Raw genomic sequence first — 19,910 nt, 5'->3', positions numbered from 1 at the left:
AGACCGTGGTGATCCTGTTGAGCCTCGTGGTCCCGGCGGCGGTGGCCGTCTGGCTGCTCACCGGTGGCCGCGCCGTCTCCCACCGTTCAGCCAACTTGCTCGCCAGCGCCGCGAGCGTGGTCACGCTGGCCGCCGTCATCGTCGCCGTGATCGCGCGTCCGACGGTCGACCGCGCGTGGGTGCCCTCACTCGGACTGCGCTGGCAGCTCGCTGTCGACGGGATCAGCGCGCCGCTGCTGCTGCTCACCGCTGTCCTGGGGGTGGGCGTGGTGCTGCACACCCTCGACCGACCTCCGCTGGGCGGGACCACCGCCGCCTTCCACGCCTGCCTGCTCCTCGTCGAGTTCGGAGCCCTGGCGACGTTCTACGCCCGCGACGCGGTCCTGTTCTTCGTGGCCTTCGAACTGGTCCTCGTGCCGATGTGGGTGCTGATCACCAGGTTCGGCGACCCCCACGATGCTGACGCCCGCGCCGACGCCGGTGGCCGGTTCGTCCTCTACACCGCGTTCGGCTCGACGCTGATGCTCGTCGGGATCCTGGCGCTCGTCGCCAAGGCGGGCACGTCCGACCTCGACGTCATCGCCCAGGGTGGCGGCCACGGCATACCCGTCGGCACCCAGACCCTGGTCGCGGCGCTGCTCGTGGCGGGGCTCGCGGTGAAGGTGCCGGTCTTCCCGGTGCACACGTGGCTCCCACCGGCACACACCACGGCTCCCACGGCCGGGTCGGTCCTGCTGGCGGCGGTGCTGCTGAAGATGGGCACCTACGGCCTGGTGCGGCTGCCGCTCGCCTCGGTCCCCGACGGATTCGCGAGGGTGGCGCCGGTGCTGGCCGTCCTCGGTGCCGTCGGCATCATCTGGGGAGGCTTGGCCTGCCTCGTCGAGCGCGACCTCAAACGGCTGATCGCCTACTCCTCGGTCGCGCACATGGGTTTCGTCGTCCTCGGCCTGTCCAGCGGCACGCGCACCGGACTCCAGGCGGCGTTGTTCGCCAACGTCGCCCACGGTGTCATCTCGGCCCTGCTGTTCGTCGTCGTCGGCGGCCTCAAGGAGCGGTGGGGCAACGCCGATCTCGAGACCGCCCGGGCCGCCTTGCGCGAGGTCACCCCGCGGCTCGGGTTCGCCCTCATCGTGGGCCTCGCCGCATCCCTCGGCCTGCCTGGCCTGGCAGGTTTTTGGGGCGAGTTCCTCAGTGTGTATGCCGCGTGGTCGCCGGCCGCCGACCGTCCCGAAGGGCTGTTCCGCACTCTGGCCGTCGTCGCCGCCGTCGGCACCGTCCTGGCTGCCGCCTACGCGCTGCGGGTGGCCCGCGCCGTCTGGGCGGGGGAGCGCACGACGCCCCCTATCGAGGACAGCCGCGACAGCGAGTGGGACGTCATCGCCGTCCTCGTCCTCGGGGTGTTGCTGCTCGGCATCGCACCCGGACCCCTGTTGGCCATGACCAGCGGTGCGGTCTCCACGATCATCGGGGCCGCACCATGATCGCCGCGATCGCGCCTACGGCGGTGGCCGCTCTGCCCACGGCGGTGCCCGCGGCGGTGCTGGCCACGACCGGCCTGGTGAGCTTCGACTGGGCGGTCCTCGGGCCGGTGCTCGTCCCCGCCATCGGTGCGGTGGCCGTGCTGGTCCTGGACGTCATCGCCCCGCGCCTGGTCCGGTTGCACGCCGCGATGGGCGTGTTCGCCCTCGCCGCCGGCTTCGCCCTGGCCGTCCCGGGCGCCCTGCGCTCCGGCGACGACCCGCTCCGATCGCTCTGCCTGCCGGCGCCCGACGGTGCCTGCCTCTTCGAAGCCGGTCCCCTCGCCAGCGCCCTGCAGCTCGGCGCCCTCGGGGCGGCGCTCGTGGTGCTGCTGCTGAGCTGGCCGGGCACCGATCCTCGAGAGGACCTGCGGGGTGGTCCGGCTGTCCTCGTGTCCCTCGTCCTGGCGGCCACGGCGGGCGCCGCAGGGGTCGCCGCGGCCCACGACCTCGGATCCTGGCTGGTCTGCCTCGAGCTCGCCACCTTGCCCCCCATCGCCCTGGTCGCCCTTCGTGGCGACGCCCCCGCGGGCCGCGGCGCGCTCGCGCTGCTCACCACGTCCCTGGTGTCGTTCGCGATGGTGGTGCTCGGCGCCGCCCTGTGGCTGGTGTCGACCGGCGAGGCGGTGTTCGCCCCTGGTGCCGCCGCCGATGCGCTGTCCGAGCCGGACCGGCGAGTGGTGCTGCTCCTCGCGGCCCTCCTGCTGCTCTCAGGGGTGGGCTTCAAGCTCAGCCTCGTGCCCTTCCACGTCTGGACACCGCAGGCCTATGCCGGCGCCACCGAACCCGTCGCGGCCTTCCTCGCGGCCACCTCCAAGGTGGCGGCGCTGGCCGCCCTGCTCGTCGTCGTCCAGGCCCTGGTGGGGGCCGGAGCGCCCGTCATCGTGGGCATCGGCCTCCTCGCAGCGGTGTCCATGACGCTCGGCAACGTCCTCGCCCTCGTGCAGGACGACCCGGTGCGGCTGCTGGCCTGGTCCACGGTCGCCCAGGCAGGGTGGGTGGTGCTGCCACTGTCGGCCCTCAACGGCAGGGCAACGGCCGCCTCAGGTGGCTATCTGCTGGCCTACGTCATCGCCACCCTCGTCGCCTTCGTCGTGGTGCACGTCGTGACGTCGACCCCGCGCCTCCGTGGCGCCGCGGACCTCGGACGCACGCTCACGGCATACACCGGCTTGTTGCGGGCCCACCCGCTGCTGGGCGGGGCGCTGGGACTGGCCCTGCTCTCTCTCGCCGGGCTCCCGCCGGGCGTGGTCGGGCTCATCGCCAAGGTGGTCGCCCTGCGCCCCGTGGTCGGGGCGGGGCAGTGGGCGCTGGCCGTGGTCGCCGTGCTCAACGCGGTGATCGGCGTCGCGGTCTACCTGCGCTGGTTCGCCGTGCTGCTGCGCGACCCCGAGGAGGGTCCCGCACGGCCCGTCATCCGCACCATCCCGCGTCCCGCGCTCGCCGCCCTGGTGCTGGCCGGACTCGCGCTCGTGGCCACCAGCGTGATGCCCCAGCTGCTGTTCGGCCTGCTCGGCTGAGCGGCTGGATGACGGGCAGGCTGAGGGGCAGGATGACGCGCTGCCGGACGGGCCGGACGGCGCTGGATCGGGAACGCGAGCACGGAAGGGAGCGTTGAGGCAGGCATGCACAACCATTTCAACGGGCTCAAGACGGCAGCCCTCTTCGGCGGCATCTTCGCCCTCCTCCTGGCCATCGGCGGCGTCATCGCCAGCTCCACCGGCAGCCCCGCCTTCATCTGGCTGTTCGCCCTCTTGGGCGTCGGCATGACCGCCTACGGCTACTGGAACTCCGACAAGCTCGCGATCAAGGCGATGCACGCCTATCCGGTCAGTGAGGCCCAGGCGCCCGCGATGTACCGGATCGTGCGCGAGCTCTCCACCGCCGCCGGCAAGCCGATGCCCAAGCTCTACATCAGCCCCACCGCGGCGCCCAACGCCTTCGCCACCGGCCGCAACCCCGAGAACGCCGCCGTGTGCTGCACCGAGGGCATCCTCGGGCTGCTCGACGAGCGTGAGCTGCGCGGGGTCCTCGGACACGAGCTCATGCACGTGTACAACCGCGACATCCTCACCGGCTCGGTGGCTGCCGCGGTCGCCGGTGTCATCACGTCTGTGGCCCAGATGCTCATGTTCGCGGGCATGTTCGGGGGTGGCGGCAACGACGAGGACCGTCCCAACCCGATCGCCATGCTGGCCATGGCCCTGCTCGCGCCGTTCGCCGCGGCGATGATCCAGATGGCGATCAGCCGCACCCGCGAGTACGACGCGGACGAGGACGGCGCCAAGCTCACCGGCGACCCACTGGCGCTCGCGTCCGCCCTGCGCAAGCTCGAGACCGGGGTGGCCAAAGCCCCGCTGCAGCCGACCCCGGCCATCCAGAACTCGAGCCACATGATGATCGCCAACCCGTTCCGCCCCCAGGACGTGTCGCGCTTCTTCTCGACCCACCCCCCGATGACCGAGCGGATCGCCCGGCTCGAGGCCCAGGCCTACGGCTTCCGCCAACGCTGAGACGGGCCCTCCGCGTGCTCGGGAACGGGGTCTGGACGACCTCCTCCCGAGACTCGCGGAGGGCTGGGAATGAAAGTCGGCGCGATAGGCGTTACGATGGTCAGCAGTTGCAGTTCCTCGTGTGAGTGGGCCCGCCAAGCGCGGGCCTTTTCCGTAAGCGGTGTATTCCGTGTCGTGGTGATGTCGCAGCTGGTGGTCCGCATCCGCGGCCACATCGGCCAATTAGGAAAAGAGTTATCCCATGGCACAGGGAACAGTGAAGTGGTTCAACGCTGAGAAGGGCTTCGGCTTCATCGAGCAGGACGGCGGCGGCGCCGACGTCTTCGTGCACTACAGCGCGATCGAGTCCGGCGGCTACCGCTCGCTCGACGAGGCGCAGCGCGTGGAGTTCGACATCACGCAGGGCCCGAAGGGTCCCCAGGCGGAGAAGGTCACGGTCATCTGACCTGCCCCACCCTCTGAACAAGATCGAAGCCCCCGGCCATCTCGGCCGGGGGCTTCGGCGTTCTCCCAGGAGCGCAGCGAGGTATGCCGCGCGGCCGAGCCGGCCACGCGGCATACCAACGGTGTTGGTCTGTGCAGGGTCAGAGGCCGAGGGCCACCATCGCGCGCTTGGCCATCGCCGCCTCGCCGAGGGCGTTCGGGTGCACCGGCACGGTGTTGGTCCCGAACAGGATCGGCTCGACCCACCGCGTGCCGATCGGCTGGCACGCGTCGCGGCCGGTCGCCGACATGTCGACGAAGGTGGTGCCGGTCTCGGCGGCGGCTCGCCTGACCACCGCGTTCACGTGCGCCTGGATGTTGTAGACGTAGGGAACGTCGCCGTAGGCGATCGGCATCTGGGCGAAGCACCCCCGGGTGGGCGGAAGGATCGTGGGGTAGCCCAGGATCGCGACCTCGGCGTTCGGGGACTTGGCGTGGATGTCCCGCAGGGCCTTCTTCACAGCCGGGTAGGTCCTGGTCTCGATCAGGTCGTCGTAGTAGCTGCCGAACCAGTTCTTGCACGGGCTGCCGAAGCCGAGGGTCAACATGCCCTTGGTCCCGCAGGACACGATCGCGCCGAGGAAGACCTGGCTGTCGTTGCCACCGATGGTGAGGGTGACCAGGTCGGTGTCGGACCTCAGGGCGTTGAGCTGCGCCGGCACGCCGAGGTACTGCGAGGTGTAGAAGTGCCGGGTCTCGGCAGCCGAGCAGGTGACGTCCCTGAGGGATGCTCCCGTCGCCGACGCGATGAGGCGGGGATAGTTCTTGGTCGTGCGGATGCACAGCGGCGACGCCGAGAGGTCCTTGGGCAAGATGCCGGCCCCGGCGGAGTAGCTGTCCCCGAGAGCTACGTAGCGCAGTGGGTCGGTGATGCTGGAGGTGGCCGCGCTCGCTGGTGTGGCGGTGGCGACGACGGTGAGAGCGGTGGCAAGAGCGGCAGCCCCTGCCAGTCCCCGGCTCAAGGTAGGACGCATCGAGACAACTCCTTTGTTGTTACTGTTGGTAGGTTACTTTTGGGTAGGACCCTGGCGACGCCGCGCAAACCGGCAAGCAGTGCGGCTGGTTGAATCGGTCCCATGCCTTCCCTCACCCGGGCCGATGCCCGAGAGCGTTCTGCCCTCATCGACGTGACGCGGATGGAGGTCGATCTAGACCTCGACCGCGGTGAGGAAAGCTTCGAGTCGCGAGTTCGGATCTCGTTCTCCTGCAACACCCCCGGGCGCTCCACCTTCCTCGACGTCCATCCCTTGGAGCTGCGGTCGCTGACGCTCAACGGCACCCCTGTCGATGGTGAAGGCCTCCGGGACGGGCGCATCGAGCTCGCGGGTCTCGCGGCCGAGAACGTCCTCGAGGTAGAGACGCTGATGGCCTACAGCCGTGACGGTCAGGGGCTGCACCGTGCGGTCGACCCCGCCGACGGGGAGCACTACGTCTACGGCCACCTCTTCCTCGACGCAGGTCCGCGGGTGTTTGCCTGCTTCGACCAGCCCGACCTGAAGGCGCCCTATGTCGTCAAGGTCAGCGCCCCCGAGACGTGGATCGTGCTGGGCAACGGCGCGGCTACGCGGGTGGGGCCGGGGAGGTGGGAGCTGGCCGAAACCCAACCACTGGCAACGTATTTCGTGACGATCTGCGCCGGTCCCTACGCCTCCGTGCGCGACGAGCACGACGGCATACCGCTCGGGGTCCATGCGCGGGCCTCGCTCAAGGAGCACCTGGAGCGAGAGGCGCCGCAGATGCTCGAGGTGACCAGGGCGAGCTTCGACTACTACCACTCGTTGTTCGGGATCCGCTATCCCTTCGGGGAGTACCACCAGGTGTTCGTGCCGGAGTTCAACGCCGGAGCCATGGAGAACCCGGGCTGCGTGACGTTCCGCGACACGATGATCTTCAGGGGGGCTGCCGCGCGCGACGAGGTGCTGTCCCGCACCAACACCATCACGCACGAGATGGCACACATGTGGTTCGGCGACCTCGTCACCATGCGGTGGTGGGACGACCTCTGGCTCAACGAGTCATTCGCCGAGTACATGTCGCACCGCACCTGCGTGGACGCCACGGAGTTCACCGATGCCTGGATCGACTCGACGATGGCCCGCAAGGGCTGGGGGTATGCCGCGGAGCGCACCCCCTCGACGCACCCCGTCGCCGGGTCTGCCGCGTTGGACACCCAGGCGGCACTGCAGGACTTCGACGGGATCTCGTACGCCAAGGGAGCAGCCACGCTGCGCCAGCTGATCGCCTACATCGGTGACGACGCCTTCATCGCCGGGGTGTCGGCCTACCTGCGCGAGCACTCGTTCGGCAACGGGACGCTCGCCGACTTCCTGGGCTTCATGGAGCGGGCGTCCGGTCAGTCGCTCACCGCCTGGACCGAGGCCTGGCTGCTCACGGCCGGCCTCGACGTGATCTCGGTGGACCCGGTGACCGGGGTCGTCGACAGGGACGTGCCACCACGGTTTCCGGCGGACCGGCCGCACACGCTGGACGTCGCAGGGTTCACCGAGGGCGCCGAGGTGTTCCGGGTCCCGGTGACGGTGACGCAGGACCGCACCAGTGTCGAGGCGCTGCGCGAGGTGCCGGCCGCTGACCTGGTCGTGCCGAATGCCTCCGACCTCACGTGGGCCACGGTGACCCTCGACCCGGCTTCGGTTGCCGCCGTGCCGACCGCCCTGGCGTCGGTGCCCGACACCCAGGCCCGGGCCGTCGTCTGGATCGCCCTCCTCGACGGGGTCTGCCTCGGCACCGTCGACCCACGGGTGCTCGTCCGGACCTTCGGCAACGCCTGGCCGGCCGAGGACAACGACTCGGTGCTGAGCCGGACGTCGCTCGCGCTGTCGGCCCGCTTCATCCCGACCTTCCTGCCGCCCGAGGAGCACGCCTGGGCCGAGCAGGTGGTTGCCGAGGCGGCCGGGCAGCTGCTGCGGTCGGCCGAGGCGGGCTCCACCCATGCCCTGGTGGCGGCCCGGACGGTGGCGCGGTCCTCGGCCGACGAGTCCCTCCTGCGTGCCTGGGCCGCGGGCAAGGACCGACCTGCGGGCCTGGAGGAGGACTCGGACTTCGGCTGGATCGCGGTGCGCAACCTCGCCTCCCGTGGCCTGGTCGACCGCGCCTTCGTCGAAGCCCGGCACGCCGACGACGACACGCTCCAGGGCCGGCTCAACGCGCTGTTCGCCAGCGCCTCGATGCCGTGGGCCGACGCGAAGGCCTGGGCCTGGGAGGAGCTGACGACCAACCGGTCTCGCTCCAACTACGAGCTCAACGCGCTGGCGCAGGGGTTCTGGCTCGCCGACGACCTCGACCTCGTGCGGCCCTATGCGGAGCGCTACTTCACCGAGGTCCCAGCCATGACCGCGTGGGTGGGGGAGGACGCGATCGCCCGGGTCGCGACGCTGGCCTACCCCGCGCGGATCGTGGAGGAGGCGACGGCCGAGCTGAGTGCTGCGGCGGTGGCGAGCGGCGGCCTCAGCGTCGGGGTGCGGCGCAGCGTGGTGGACGCGGAGTCCGAGCTCCGCGAGGCGTTGCGCTCGCGGGCCACGTTCGGCTGAGCTGGGCCGCGCGCCATCGAGAGTGCACGACACGCTGACCGACTCGTCGTCGGCCCAGCGTGTCGTGCGCTCTCGACCCACGAGCAGGTATGCCGCCGGCCCCGACCGGCCGGGCGGTGGGCAGGTAAGGAGTTGGTCTAGAACCCGTCGCCATGATCTCGGTCGCTGCTATGTTCCGCCGGATTGGCAGTCACAGACCGGCGGAAGGCAAGCGGCTCATGCGCGCAGCACTCGGGCGGGTCGGGGGGATCGTGCTGGCGGCTGCGCTGGCCACCGGGGTCCTTGCCGCACCCGCGCAAGCAGAACCATCGACCATCACGGGGACCATCACCGCGGCAGCCACGGGGGAGAACCTGCAGGGGTGCGTGAGCGTCTACGACCTCGGCTACTCCTTCATCGCCTCGGGCTGCACCGACGACAGCGGTCAGTGGACCGCCGAGGGAGTGGAGACGGGGGTCGGCTACAAGGTCGAGGCCTACGCGTTCGACTCGCTCTACAAGGGACAGTGGAGCGGCGGGGCGAGCACGTTCGAGGACGCCGCCGTCGTCGAGGCTCCCACCCACCTCGACTTCCCGCTCGAGTACTCCCGCGAGGTCGGCGACTCGACCCTGTCCGGGACGATCACCGCCGAGGACACCGGCGCCCCGCTCCAGGCGTGTGTGACGCTGGCCGACGAGGCCGACGGCTACGTCGCCTCCACGTGCGCGGGGGAGGACGGCACCTGGGCGGTGGGCGGCCTGGTCGCCGGCGCCGGCTACAAGGTCGAGTTCGAGGCCTATGACGACGTGCACGTGGGCGAGTGGGCTAACGACGCCACGTCCTACGCGGACGCGGACCTCATCACCGCGCCAGCCACCGTGGATGCAGCCCTGGCCACCGGCGGGCACCTGCTGGGGACGCTCACCCGGGCGGACGGGCAGCCCGCAGAGGGGGCGAGCGTGGGCATCTCGAGCTCCACCGACGACGGAACCATCGCTGCGTTCGCCTCGACCGACCAGGACGGCGCCTGGAGCGCGCTGGTGCGGCCCGGCGAGTACGTCGTCAACTTCGACGCGTGGCCCGCGAACCAGTACGCCTTCGGGAAGACGTCCCGCGACGACGCGGCGCGCTTCACCGTCGCGGCGGGCGACTCCGTGCGGGTCGATGACCAGTTCCTCGCCGCGGCCACGGTCCAGGGCACAGTGACCAGCGACGCGACGGGTGGCCCCGTGGAGGGCGCGTGTGTCGCGGTGCTCACGCCGACCCAGGACCCGGACAACACGATGCAGGCGGGCGAGGGCTGCACGGGACCCGATGGCACGTACTCGATCGACATCTCGGAGCCGGGCGAGTACATCGCCGCCGTCTCCGACCCCGAGGGGCGGTACGCGGGCGAGTACAGCGGCAACACCCAGGCCATCGGCTCCGCGCAGACCTTTGCCGTGGACAGGGGTGCCCCGGCGACCGTCAACGCCTCGCTCGCGAAGGGCGCTGTCCTGACGGGCCTCGCCGTCGACGCCAAGTCCGGCGCTCCGGTCCGCGACGCCTGCCCGGGTGCGTACTCCGGCCATGCGGGAAGGTACGTCCAGTTCTCCGTCCCGGTGTGCAGTGGCGCCGACGGCCGCTGGACCATCAAGGGTCTCCCGGCGGGTGACTTCGCCGTGGTCCTGAGCGTGTACACCCAGCCACGCACCTACAGCGACACGTGGGCCTTCAAGGCGACCTCGCAGGCAACAGCCGACCTCATCACGGTCGGCGCGGGCCAGGTCAAGAAGGTCCGCAACGTCCAGCTCAAGCCGGGCGGGCGCATCTCGGGCCGGATCACCGACTACCAGGGGCAGCCGGTCGAGGGTGCCTACGTCAGCATCGACGGCGGCTACAGCGGTCGGGCCGGAGGGCCGAACGGACCGACGTACGCCCAGACCGGTGCTGACGGCCGCTACACGATCTACGGCGTCCCTGCGGGCGACCACACGGTCTTCGCGGAGCCCAGCCAGTGGGGTGGGCTCGCGCCCCTGTGGTCCGGCAACGCCGACCGCCGCGAGGACGCAGTCCCGCTGCGGGTCAAGGCGACGAGGACGTCGTCCTACGACGCCGTCCTGCAGCCCGGCGCCCGCATCACCGGAAGTGTCGTCACGGCCGACGGCCAGCCCACGACCGACTACTGGGTGGGCATCATCCGCACCACGTCGGGCGACTACATCGGTGACTTCGACGTCTACAACGGGAACACGTTCAGCTCGACGTCCCTGCCCCCGGGCGACTTCACCCTGGCGTTGACCCGGTACACCGAGGAAGGCCAGGGCGAGACGGTCTGGTACGACTCGGCCACCTCCGAGGCCGACGCCACCACGGTGTCGCTCGGCCGCGGCGAGCAGCGGGAGATCACGATCCACCTCCCCTGAGTTCACCACCCGTGGCAGGTATGCCGCCGTCCCCGGCTCGGGGACGGCGGCATACCTCTGCGTGGGGGTTGGTGGGCCGGCCGCACGGATTCCGTCGCACAGACCCCGCGCAAATGAGGGATTCAGGGGCGTCGGTGCAGGTCAGAGGGTTGATTGCCCGAGGCGCAAGGGCGCACCGCGGCTGTTTCGGGGCTACCATCAGAGGTGGCGAGGGCTTTTGCGATGTCAGTTGACGTTCACCTCCGTCTGCGGAGGTATGAATGGACACGCCAGGATGAACCGACTCGAAGAGGGTGACACGCTCGGCGGTCGCTACGTGCTCGGTGCACGGATCGCGTCCGGTGGCATGGCGGACGTCTGGGCCGGCACCGACACGGTGCTGCAGCGCACCGTGGCCGTGAAGGTCATGCGACCGGACACCGGTCACGAGGAGCTCTTCGCCCTCCGGTTCCGTGACGAGGCCGTGCACTCGGCGGCTTTGCTGCACACCAACATCGCGACCCTGTTCGACTACGGCGAGGACGACGGCCTGGCCTTCCTCGTCATGGAGCTCGTCAAGGGTGAGCCGCTGTCCCTGCTCCTGAAGCGCCGCGCACCCCTCGACCCGGCAGAGGTGCGCTCCCTGGTCGGACAGGCTGCCCTCGCCCTGGGCGTGGCCCACGAGGCCCGGGTGATCCACCGTGACGTGAAGCCGGCCAACATCCTCGTGCGTCCCGACGGACTCGTGAAGCTGACGGACTTCGGCATCGCGCGAGCCCTCGACGCCGCGGGCCACACCCGGGCTGGGGAGATGCTCGGCACGCCGGACTACCTCAGCCCGGAGCAGGCAATGGGCGAGGCCGCGACCGGGGCCAGCGACCTCTATGCCCTCGGGGTGGTCGCGCACGAGATGCTTTCGGGGAGTAGGCCGTTCGACAGGGGAACCCCCGTCGCGACGGCCCTCAGCCACGTCAACGAACCACCCCCGCCGCTGCCCGATGGTGTCCCCGAGGACCTCGCGTCACTCGTGAGGGACTGCCTGGCGAAGAATCCCGCGGAGCGTCCCGCGAACGCTCGTGAGGTCGCCTCCCGGGTCGGCATCGGCGACCACGAGATGGCCGGGCTGGCGCTGGGTCTGGCCAGCGCCCTCGACAGCTGGACGGAGGACGACTCGCCCGACACCGACGGCTCGGTGATCCGGTTCCCCGACCTCGGTGGTCCGACGATGGCCCTGCAGGCCGAGCCCGGCAGCGCCTAGCTCCCGCGCCGAGGCGCCCACAGCAGACAGGTATGCCGCCGTCCCCGGCTCGGGGACGGCGGCATACCTCTGCCTGGCGGCGGGTGAGCCGCCGCGAGCTCAGCGGGCAGTGAGTCGCCGCGGGCTCAGCGGTAGTTGGTGAACTGGATCGCGAAGTCCAGGTCGTCCTTGCTCTTGAGCAGTGCCTGCACGGCCTGGAGGTCGTCGCGAGACTTGCTGGTGACGCGCAGCTCGTCGCCCTGGATCTGGGACTTGACCGACTTGGGGCCCTCGTCGCGGATGATCTTGCCGACCTTCTTGGCGTTCTCCTGGGAGATGCCCTCCTGCAGGCCGAGCTCGAGTCGGTACTCCTTGCCGGAGAGCTGGGGGCCGCGCTCCGGGACGTCGAGGTGCTTGAGCGAGACCTTGCGCTTGACCAGCCACGTCTGGAAGACGTCGAGCACGGCGTTGGCGCGCTCCTCGGTGTTCGCCTTGATGATCACCTTGTCCTCGCCGCTGGCCTCGATGGAGGCGCCGACGTTCTTGAAGTCGTAGCGCGTCGCCACCTCACGCGAGGCGCTGTTGAGGGCGTTGGCGACCTCCTGGTGGTCGATCTTGCTGACGATGTCGAACGAGCTGTCGGCCATGGTGGCGTGTCCTTCCTGGGCGTCACGCGGCAGGCGCCGGGTGGGGGCGCCTACCGGTTTCGGCATTCGTGGGTGTCCTTGCTATCCTTCCACGCGCACCACGGCAGGTTGCCCGAGCGGCCAATGGGAGTGGACTGTAAATCCATCGCGAAAGCTTCGAAGGTTCGAATCCTTCACCTGCCACCCAGTGCTCAAGAAGGCCCCTGACCAGCGGAAACGCAGGTTTGGGGCCTTCTTCGTCGCCCCATCTCGTGTCCGGCTGACAGCGGCCCTGAACGGTGTTCTACGGGTGCCAGTGGGGAACTGGTGGGGAAATTCGGGCCCTGGCCCTTGGCGTTCACGGAGTCTCCCTGGACACAAGGGCCGACTGGATCCGTCGACGCGCCGCCTCGTCCTGTCCCGAGATGCATGTGGCGTAGACGCGGAGAAGCACGTTCACGCTGTGGCCTGCCCACTCGGCGACCTGAGTTGCCGGGACACCAGCGTTCAGCCAAAGGGAGACTGCTGCGTGGCGCAGGTCGTAGGGACGCTTGGCGAGTGGCGAGTTGTACTCATCCTCGGTGAGCGCCTTGCGGCGGGCTCGGTCCCAGACCCGGTACACGATGGCCATCGACTGGGGATTCGAGAATGGTGGTGCGACGGGCACGCCGGCCCTGCCTGTGCGGGTGACGAAGAGGCGACCCGCAGGTCCAGGTGGGAACTGCTCGAGGTGTCGGCTCAGGATCTCAACGAGCTCGGGCACTGCTGGAACGAGCCGGGTCGCGCGCCGGGCTCGGTGCTTGAGCTGCCGGTCCTCCGTTGGTCGCCCGCTATCGGTCCACTCAGCCCCCGTCGTCTGCGTCGAGCCGACGAGGTGGAGCGTGCCCCAGCCAGGTGGGCTGCCCTTGAGATCCAGGTCCTTCTGCGTGAGATGCCGGACCTCCGCGGGCCTGAGCGCGGCGTAGTAGATGCACGCGAAGAATGCTTCCAGCGAGGGATAGATGCGCCTCCCTTCTGTGAGCAGGGCGCGTGCCTGGTCCGGATTGACGACGACGCGGCGGTCGATGACGTCGGTGTGGGCTGGCGCCTTCCACTTCACCTTGTCCATGGGATTCCCCGTCAGAGCACCGATCTCAACGCCGAACTCGAGAGCGCTGTAGAGCGCCGAACGCTTTCGTGCGACTGTGCTGGACGACGCCGCGGTGCCATCCAGCCTGAGTGCAAGAGCATCCAGCACAGGCCTTAGTCGCGAAGGTTCGGCGAGCTCCTCGAGGGTGGGCGATCGGCGCCGAGCCCAGGCGATCACCTCGGCGAAAGCCTCCGGCGGGCAAGCGGTGGCGGCGTCCTTCCGTCTTGCTCCGGAGTTGAAGGCCCAACTGAACAGCGCCTTTCGCAGAAGTGCCCTGTCAGGTCCACCGGCAGGCAGCGCGGCACAGGTGGCTGTGACGAGGCCGTCCGCCAGCCCACGCCGGTGTTGGGGAGAAGCGTGTGCCCACTTCATGTCTACGAAGGCGCACGCGTGTTCAAACCAATTGGGGCTGGTGGACGCCTCGGCTGCGCTGACCGGAAGGCCCGTGTTCTGGTCAAAGGGTTCCGCGTTGCGCAGGCCGACCAACAGGGTGGCCCTGAACGACTCTGCGGACTTCACCGTGCCGAAGGTCTGCTGGAACGTCCGTCCGTGGACGTGCCAGCGGACCGTGTGAGTCGTCTTGAGTTTGCCCTTGTAGGTGCGAACGCCCCACACCTGAACCTCGAAGGTCTTCGTAGAGCTCATAGGTCAGGCCGACTGCTCTAGCGACTCGAGCCAGCGGTCGAAGTCGCTGCGTTTGATCCGCAGGTCGCCGTTGGGGAGCTTGAGACATGGCGGCGCCTTGTGGGCGGCTCGCCAGTCGTAGAACGTTGATCGCGCAACTCCCAGTTCGTCGCAGACGTCCCTGACTGTCAGATGGATCCGTTCCACGCGCTTCGCCTCAGACATGGGCGCCCCTTCTCAGCTACCGGCTATGAATAGACAACGCGGCGACCGGGGCACCATGTGCAGCCGACGCCGACAAGCGGGCTCTTCAATGTCAGCGGGCCGGCCGAGAGTGCAAAGGGACTGCTGAAGGTGTGGTGCGTCGACAGCTGACGACTTGTCGCAGATCAGGTCCTGGGGAAGACATGAAGCGTCTTCATCATCAGGGTGATGAAAGCGATAGTGATGAAGAAGCGAATGTGGACGAAGAGGCAGCAGTAGCGGCTTAGCCGTTCGACTTCGCTGCGCGCTCCAGTCGGTCGAGGGCCTCGACGGCGTTCTCGACAGACATCGCGGAGTCGTCGTTGCGGCAATAGGTGAGCATCTTGCGCAGCCGTGTGCGGTCTTTCTTCATCAACTCAGTCTCCCGGAAGTCGCGAGCCGAGACGAGGTTGGCCAGGACAACGAAGTCGGTGCAGTGGCGCGTGCTAGCCCGGTCCGAGGCGATCTCGGTACGGGCCGCGGCCTTGCCGACGAGGGCTCCGACAAGGTTCGGGCGCAGGACGGTGCCGGTACGGCCCATGGCCCGAACGATGACTGGCTCGCTGCGATCTAGGGCCTGCGTCGTGCCGGGCGCTGAGATGGTCGGGGCTCCTCCGGCGCCGATGCGGGACGCTGCGCGTTCGCCGACGCCTTCGGGGATCAGTACATCGATCTGGGCCTGGTCGCGGCGCCAGCGGTGCTGGATGCCGTCACCGGAGATATCGGGGGTGAAGCCCATATCGCGCAGCGCGCCAGTAGAGGTCACGAGCATCGTTGGGGAGGCCCTGATGTTGACGACCGTGTCGACGTCGTTGGTCGGACGCGTTGGCGAGACACCGCGTTCGGCGCAGTGCAAGTGCACCAGTTGACCGCCGATGAGGGCCCAGTTGGAGTCAACGCGCTCGTAGAGGTCCATGAGGGCATGCCAAGACTGCGTCTGGGCTTCGTTCATGGCGGGCAGTTCGACGGGGTCAGCCACGGTCTTCTCCGACGACGCGGGCTCCAGGGGCGACGAACCGGGCGTGCAGGTCGGCGACCGAGCGGATGGCTTCGCTCTTCTCGCGGATGCCGTCGTGCTCGGCGAGGTCGGCAGCGAGCGCGAGCGGGGAGCGGGCGACGTCGTCGAGGGCGACAAGTGCCCGGCTCATGGCGTCGGCGTGCACGACATGGAGAATTACGTTGGCTCGGGACCGGGAAGCGGGGGAGAGCAGGTAGTCGTCGACGAGGGCTTTGACGTCGTCGGCAGACACGTAGCCTTCGGCGACAGCACCGACGGACATGTTCGAGTCGGGAAGCGAGACACCGGACAGGTGGACGCGCTCGTCGTCGCGGACGTCCGGCAGGTCGCGCGGGGAAGCCAGGAAGAGGGCGCGCTCGGCCCGGTTACGCAGAGCGTGTCCGAGATGGGCTGCGGCGTCCTCGAGCTCGGCGGAGGAGGCGAGGGCGAGCAGGCGCGCTAGCCGCGACCGGGCGCGGGACCTGGCCGAGGGGCTTAGTTTTGAGGCGGCCCGGTCACCGGCAGCCACAGCGAGCAGGTCCCATGCTGACTTTGACGAAAGCGGACGCCCAGGCCCGGCGTGGTGCTTGAGGCGACGCAGGTCGTTCATCTCGACGGCCCACTGGTTCCCAACCTTCTCTGCAGGCAGGGAGCCTTCCCGGATTCGCTGATGGATGCGCTGCGGGTGGACGCCGAGCACCTCGGCGGCTTCGGCCACACTCAGATGCGCATCGGACATGTCGCCACTTCCCTATAAGTTCTTAGAGGTTTGCAGCAACCCTATAAGGATTTATAGGTTTCCTGCAAGCATCGAGGAGCAATGCGCCGCGGGGCCGTATGTCTGTCGACAATGGGCGCCTCGCCACGGGACCGACCGGAGGCGCCGTCCGACCAGCATGACCCGGGTAGGCCGAAATTGAGGACCGGGCTCTGTCACGACAGCCCAACTCGAAGTCCGACGACGCGTGTGTGGTCCTACCCCGGGCAGCCGGGGAGCCTTCCTCGACTCGCCCCTCGGCCCAAGCTGGCCAATCCCGTTCCTCACCGGTGACCCATCGATACGCCCTTCCGGCCCTGCCTCACGTCCCGACGCCCAGACTCCATGCCCCGCCTGTCTCCCGTCATGCCCGCCCCAACCGCACTCGCCCCGCAGCCACGCCCAGCCGACCACCCTGATCCAGCCCTCATTCTCGTGCCACACGTCAGGCACCAAAGGTGGGCCGGTGGGCCAATGGTGCCCCGTCGTGGTCGTTGCCTTGGCGTGACGATGTCGATGCGGCGGATGACGTTGGGGGCGGGGTTCCGGTACCTGATGTCTTCGGTCGCGCGCGGCGATCGGGAGGGTCCGACGGCGGATCCGTTGACGGGCTACTACACGCAGGAGGGCACTCCGCCGGGCCGGTTCCTCGGGTCCGGGCTGGCTGACTTGGACGGCGGGAGGGGTGTCGCGGCCGGGTCGGTCGTGACCGAGGAGCACCTGTGGCGGATGCTCGGGATGTTGCAGGACCCGGTCACTGGTCAACCGCTGGGGCGTTCCCCAGCGGCGGACCGCCCCGCTTGCCCCGATGCAGGAAGGCCGCGCCCTGTGTCGCGGACGGTGGCCGGGTTCGATCTGACCTTCTCCGCCCCGAAGAGCGTGAGCGTGGCGTGGGCGATGGCCGATGCGCCTACCCGGCAGCGGATATACGCGGCGCACCAGCGGGCGTTGGAGTTCGTCCTCGGCTACGCGGAGCGGGAGGTGTTCACCACCCGCACCGGTCGCGGTGGGGTGGTCAGCGAAGCCGTCCGCGGCGTCGTCGCGGCCGGGTTTGACCACTGGGACTCCCGCGCCGGGGACCCGCAGCTGCACACCCACGTGGTGGTGCTGAACCGGGTCCAGGCCGCCACGGACGGGGCGTGGCGCACCCTGGACTCGCGGGCGTTGTTCAAGGCGAACGTCGCATTGTCGGAGCTGTACAACGGCGCCCTGATGGACCTGCTCACCGCCGACCTTGGGTGGGGTTGGGAAGCCCAGGCCCGGGCACGGTCCACGTCTCCGACGTGGGAGGTGGCCGGGGTTGCTAAGGCGTTGCGGGAGGCGTTCTCCCAGCGTTCGACCGCGATCAACGCCGCAGCCCGCGACCTGATCGCGGGCTTCGCCGCCAGCCACGGGCGGCAACCGACCGCGGCCGAGGTGATCCGGCTGCGTCAGCAGGCCACCCTGCAAACGCGACCCGCCAAGGAGCTGCTACCCCTGGCCGACCTGGTCCGCGGCTGGCGACACCGGGCGGAGCCGCACCTAGGCCAGGAGCCGCAGGCATGGGTGGCAGGGCTGGCGAACCGGTGCAACCTCCCGGCCCTGAGCGCGGCCGACCTCGAGGACGGGATGCTCAAGGACACCGCCACCGTGGTGGTGGATGCCGTGGCCGCCAGGCGGGCGACGTTCACCCGCTCCAACGTGCTGGCTGAGGCTTTGCGGCAGCTGCACGGGGTCCGCTTCACCACCCCGCACGAGCGCGCCCACGCGGCCGAACGGGTCACCGCCATGGCGCTGGATGCCTCGGTGCAGCTCACCCCGCCAGAGGTCGGACGCGTCCCCGCGACGCTGCAGCGTCCCGATGGCAGCACGCGGTTGCGGGCCCGTGACGCGACCATCTACAGCACGACCGGGGTGCTGGCGGCGGAGGAACATCTCCTCGCCGCCGGGCGAGCTACTGACGGACCCCAGGTACCGGCAGTGGTGGCCGCCACTGCGGCCGGTGCGCCGTTGCCAGGACGGACGGATGGTCGCCGGCTCACCGCCGAACAGGCCGATGCGGTATGCCGGGTCGTCACCTCCGGGCGCGCTCTCGACGTGCTGGTGGGTGCGGCTGGGACCGGGAAGTCGACCACCATGGCCGGGGTGCGGGTCGCGTGGGAGGTGACCTTCGGGCGGGGGAGCGTGGTCGGGCTCGCCCCCTCCGCGGCAGCCGCCGAGGTCCTCGCGGACGCGGTCGGGGTGCCGACGGAGAACACCGCCAAATGGCTCACCGAACAAGGTCGACAGGACCAGCGGTTGGCCGAACTTGCCTCCCTGCAAGGCAAGCTGCGCGGCGCCAGCCCGTCACTGCGGACCCGCGCCCTGACCCGCCGCGCCCGCCAGGTGAAGGCGGAGCTGGACCGGTGGCGCCTGCGCCATCGGCAGCTGGTCATCGTCGACGAAGCGTCCATGGCCGGCACCCTCGAACTCGACACCCTCACCACCAAAGCCCGCGAGGTCGGGGCGAAGGTGCTGCTCGTCGGGGACCCGGCCCAGCTGTCTCCGGTCGCCGCCGGCGGCGCCTTCCGGCTCCTGGTCACCGACCGCGACGATGCCCCCGAGCTGGTGGACGTGCGCCGGTTCCGGCGCGAATGGGAACGCAAAGCCAGCCTGGCCATCCGCGACGGCCAACCCACCGCCACCCACCCCTACCTCCAGCATGGGCGCGTCCAGGACGGTGACCGAGACACCATGATCGAAGCCATCTACCAGGCCTGGCGCGAAGATGTTCGAGCCGGCCGAACCTCCCTGATGGTGGCTGCCGACGCCGCCACGGTGGCCGAGCTCAACGCCCGCGCCCGCGCCGACCTGGTCGCAACAGGTCAAGTCATTGACCATGGAGTGTCGGTCGCGGACGGGACCACGATCGGGACGGGTGACGTCGTGGTCACCCGACTCAACCAGCGCGACCTACACGCCACCGGCGGGTGGGTCAAGAACGGCGACCAATGGACGGTCACCGCCGTCCACGACGACGGGTCGCTCACCGTCCACCGCACTCGGAAGCGAGGCACGGCGACCCGTTTGCCGGCTGACTACGTGGGCGAGCATGTCGAGCTCGGGTACGCCACCACCGCCCACCGAGCCCAAGGCCGAACCGTCGACACCTGCCACGCCTACGTCAGCGCCGCGACCGTACGCGAACCGCTCTACGTGATGGCCACCCGAGGCCGCGAGGCCAACCGGCTCTACGTCGACACCAGCCACGACCCGGACACCGACACCGCACACCACCTTGGCGACCCGGTCCCGGCCGACGAAGTCCTCAAGAAGGTGCTCGCCACGACCGGTGCGGAGCTCTCAGCAACCCAAACCCGCGACCACGAGGCCACCGCGGCCAGCACGCCCGCGCGGTTGGACGCCGAAGGTGTCGCCATCCAGCGCCACCGCCGCCACCAGCGCTACACCAACCTGCTGCTCGCCGCCGGCCTCCCATCCGAACACATTGATGCAGCCAAGGCGGCCGACCGCTGGCGTCCGCTGCTCGACCAAATGCGCCGAGCCGAACAGCTGGGCCTCGACCTGCAGGCCGCTCTTCCAGCCGTACCACAGATGGCACGTACTGACTCGCTAGCGCGCTTCGAGGCCGGGATACGGGCTTTGTGTGACCTTCGCCAAGGCAGCGGCGGATCGCAGACTGCATTGGTCATTGGTCCAGCGCCCATCTGGAACACGGACCGCCACCTGGCCTAGAGCGGTGAGCATCTGCATGTCGCCACGCGCGCAGCTGGGGCCACGAGACCCAAGGAGCCTGTGTGCTGCTGGATGTAAGCCCTCGGCGGACCGCAGACTAGCGATTTCAGGCAGAGATGAATGTGCAGGTCAGAGACCCGTTTCGATGGAGCGTCCATA

Annotated in this window: 14 protein-coding genes and 1 tRNA gene; 9 read left to right on the top strand and 6 right to left on the bottom strand. The window is 69.6% G+C overall.

Features of this window, described 5'->3' with window-relative positions:
- Positions 1-8 precede the first annotated feature (8 nt).
- The 4 genes from AC1DWP_RS06660 (at position 9) to AC1DWP_RS06645 (ending at position 4,475) form a co-directional block, all read left to right on the top strand.
- Positions 9-1,481: a complex I subunit 4 family protein gene (locus AC1DWP_RS06660; protein WP_477613669.1), complete on the top strand. Its 1,473-nt coding sequence runs from the start codon at positions 9-11 to the stop codon at positions 1,479-1,481.
- A complete protein-coding gene (locus AC1DWP_RS06655; protein ID WP_477613668.1) occupies positions 1,478-3,037 on the top strand; it encodes a proton-conducting transporter transmembrane domain-containing protein in 1,560 nt (519 codons plus the stop codon). Before AC1DWP_RS06660 ends, AC1DWP_RS06655 begins: the two co-directional genes overlap by 4 nt.
- 105 nt (positions 3,038-3,142) lie before the next feature.
- Positions 3,143-4,030: a zinc metalloprotease HtpX gene (htpX, locus tag AC1DWP_RS06650; RefSeq protein WP_477613667.1), complete on the top strand. Its 888-nt coding sequence runs from the start codon at positions 3,143-3,145 to the stop codon at positions 4,028-4,030.
- 241 nt (positions 4,031-4,271) lie between these two features.
- The gene (locus AC1DWP_RS06645) at positions 4,272-4,475 is read left to right on the top strand and encodes a cold-shock protein (RefSeq protein ID WP_056924211.1); all 204 of its coding nucleotides are present in this window, start codon (positions 4,272-4,274) and stop codon (positions 4,473-4,475) included.
- A 139-nt stretch (positions 4,476-4,614) separates the two neighbouring features.
- Here AC1DWP_RS06645 and AC1DWP_RS06640 read toward each other — a convergent pair whose 3' ends face one another.
- Positions 4,615-5,487: an SGNH/GDSL hydrolase family protein gene (locus AC1DWP_RS06640; protein WP_477613666.1), complete on the bottom strand. Its 873-nt coding sequence runs from the start codon at positions 5,485-5,487 to the stop codon at positions 4,615-4,617.
- A gap of 102 nt (positions 5,488-5,589) precedes the next feature.
- Here AC1DWP_RS06640 and pepN point away from each other — a divergent pair, with 102 nt between their 5' ends.
- The 3 genes from pepN to AC1DWP_RS06625 all read left to right on the top strand — a co-directional run bounded on the left by pepN (position 5,590) and on the right by AC1DWP_RS06625 (position 11,682).
- Entirely contained in the window at positions 5,590-8,061 is a 2,472-nt protein-coding gene (gene pepN / locus AC1DWP_RS06635) for an aminopeptidase N (RefSeq protein WP_477613665.1), read from the top strand.
- 218 nt (positions 8,062-8,279) lie between these two features.
- A complete protein-coding gene (locus AC1DWP_RS06630) occupies positions 8,280-10,445 on the top strand; it encodes an MSCRAMM family protein (protein WP_477613664.1) in 2,166 nt (721 codons plus the stop codon).
- Between the two features lie 274 nt (positions 10,446-10,719).
- Entirely contained in the window at positions 10,720-11,682 is a 963-nt protein-coding gene (locus AC1DWP_RS06625) for a serine/threonine-protein kinase (protein WP_477613663.1), read from the top strand.
- A gap of 125 nt (positions 11,683-11,807) precedes the next feature.
- Here the strand turns inward: AC1DWP_RS06625 and AC1DWP_RS06620 are convergent, their stop codons facing one another.
- Positions 11,808-12,308, bottom strand: coding sequence for a YajQ family cyclic di-GMP-binding protein (locus AC1DWP_RS06620; protein ID WP_477613910.1), 501 nt, complete (start codon positions 12,306-12,308; stop codon positions 11,808-11,810).
- 102 nt (positions 12,309-12,410) lie between these two features.
- Here AC1DWP_RS06620 and AC1DWP_RS06615 point away from each other — a divergent pair.
- Positions 12,411-12,491 (top strand) — tRNA-Tyr (locus tag AC1DWP_RS06615).
- A gap of 154 nt (positions 12,492-12,645) precedes the next feature.
- Here AC1DWP_RS06615 and AC1DWP_RS06610 read toward each other — a convergent pair.
- From AC1DWP_RS06610 to AC1DWP_RS06595, 4 genes are all read right to left on the bottom strand, one after another.
- Complete coding sequence (locus AC1DWP_RS06610) at positions 12,646-14,061, bottom strand: tyrosine-type recombinase/integrase (RefSeq protein WP_477613662.1); 1,416 nt, start codon at positions 14,059-14,061, stop codon at positions 12,646-12,648.
- A gap of 3 nt (positions 14,062-14,064) precedes the next feature.
- A complete protein-coding gene (locus AC1DWP_RS06605; RefSeq protein WP_477613661.1) occupies positions 14,065-14,265 on the bottom strand; it encodes a helix-turn-helix transcriptional regulator in 201 nt (66 codons plus the stop codon).
- Between the two features lie 262 nt (positions 14,266-14,527).
- A complete protein-coding gene (locus AC1DWP_RS06600; RefSeq protein WP_477613660.1) occupies positions 14,528-15,262 on the bottom strand; it encodes a hypothetical protein in 735 nt (244 codons plus the stop codon).
- A complete protein-coding gene (locus tag AC1DWP_RS06595) occupies positions 15,255-16,019 on the bottom strand; it encodes a helix-turn-helix domain-containing protein (protein WP_477613659.1) in 765 nt (254 codons plus the stop codon). The genes AC1DWP_RS06600 and AC1DWP_RS06595 overlap by 8 nt, the downstream gene beginning before the upstream one ends.
- Before the next feature lie 492 nt (positions 16,020-16,511).
- On the opposite strand from AC1DWP_RS06595, the gene mobF reads away from it, so the two are divergent.
- Entirely contained in the window at positions 16,512-19,751 is a 3,240-nt protein-coding gene (gene mobF / locus AC1DWP_RS06590; RefSeq protein WP_477613658.1) for a MobF family relaxase, read from the top strand.
- Positions 19,752-19,910: the final 159 nt, after the last annotated feature.

The organism is Pedococcus sp. P2_F6 (assembly GCF_056403675.1).
The sequence above is the reverse complement of the archived record's forward strand: the minus strand, read 5'-3'. Positions and strand labels throughout refer to the sequence as shown.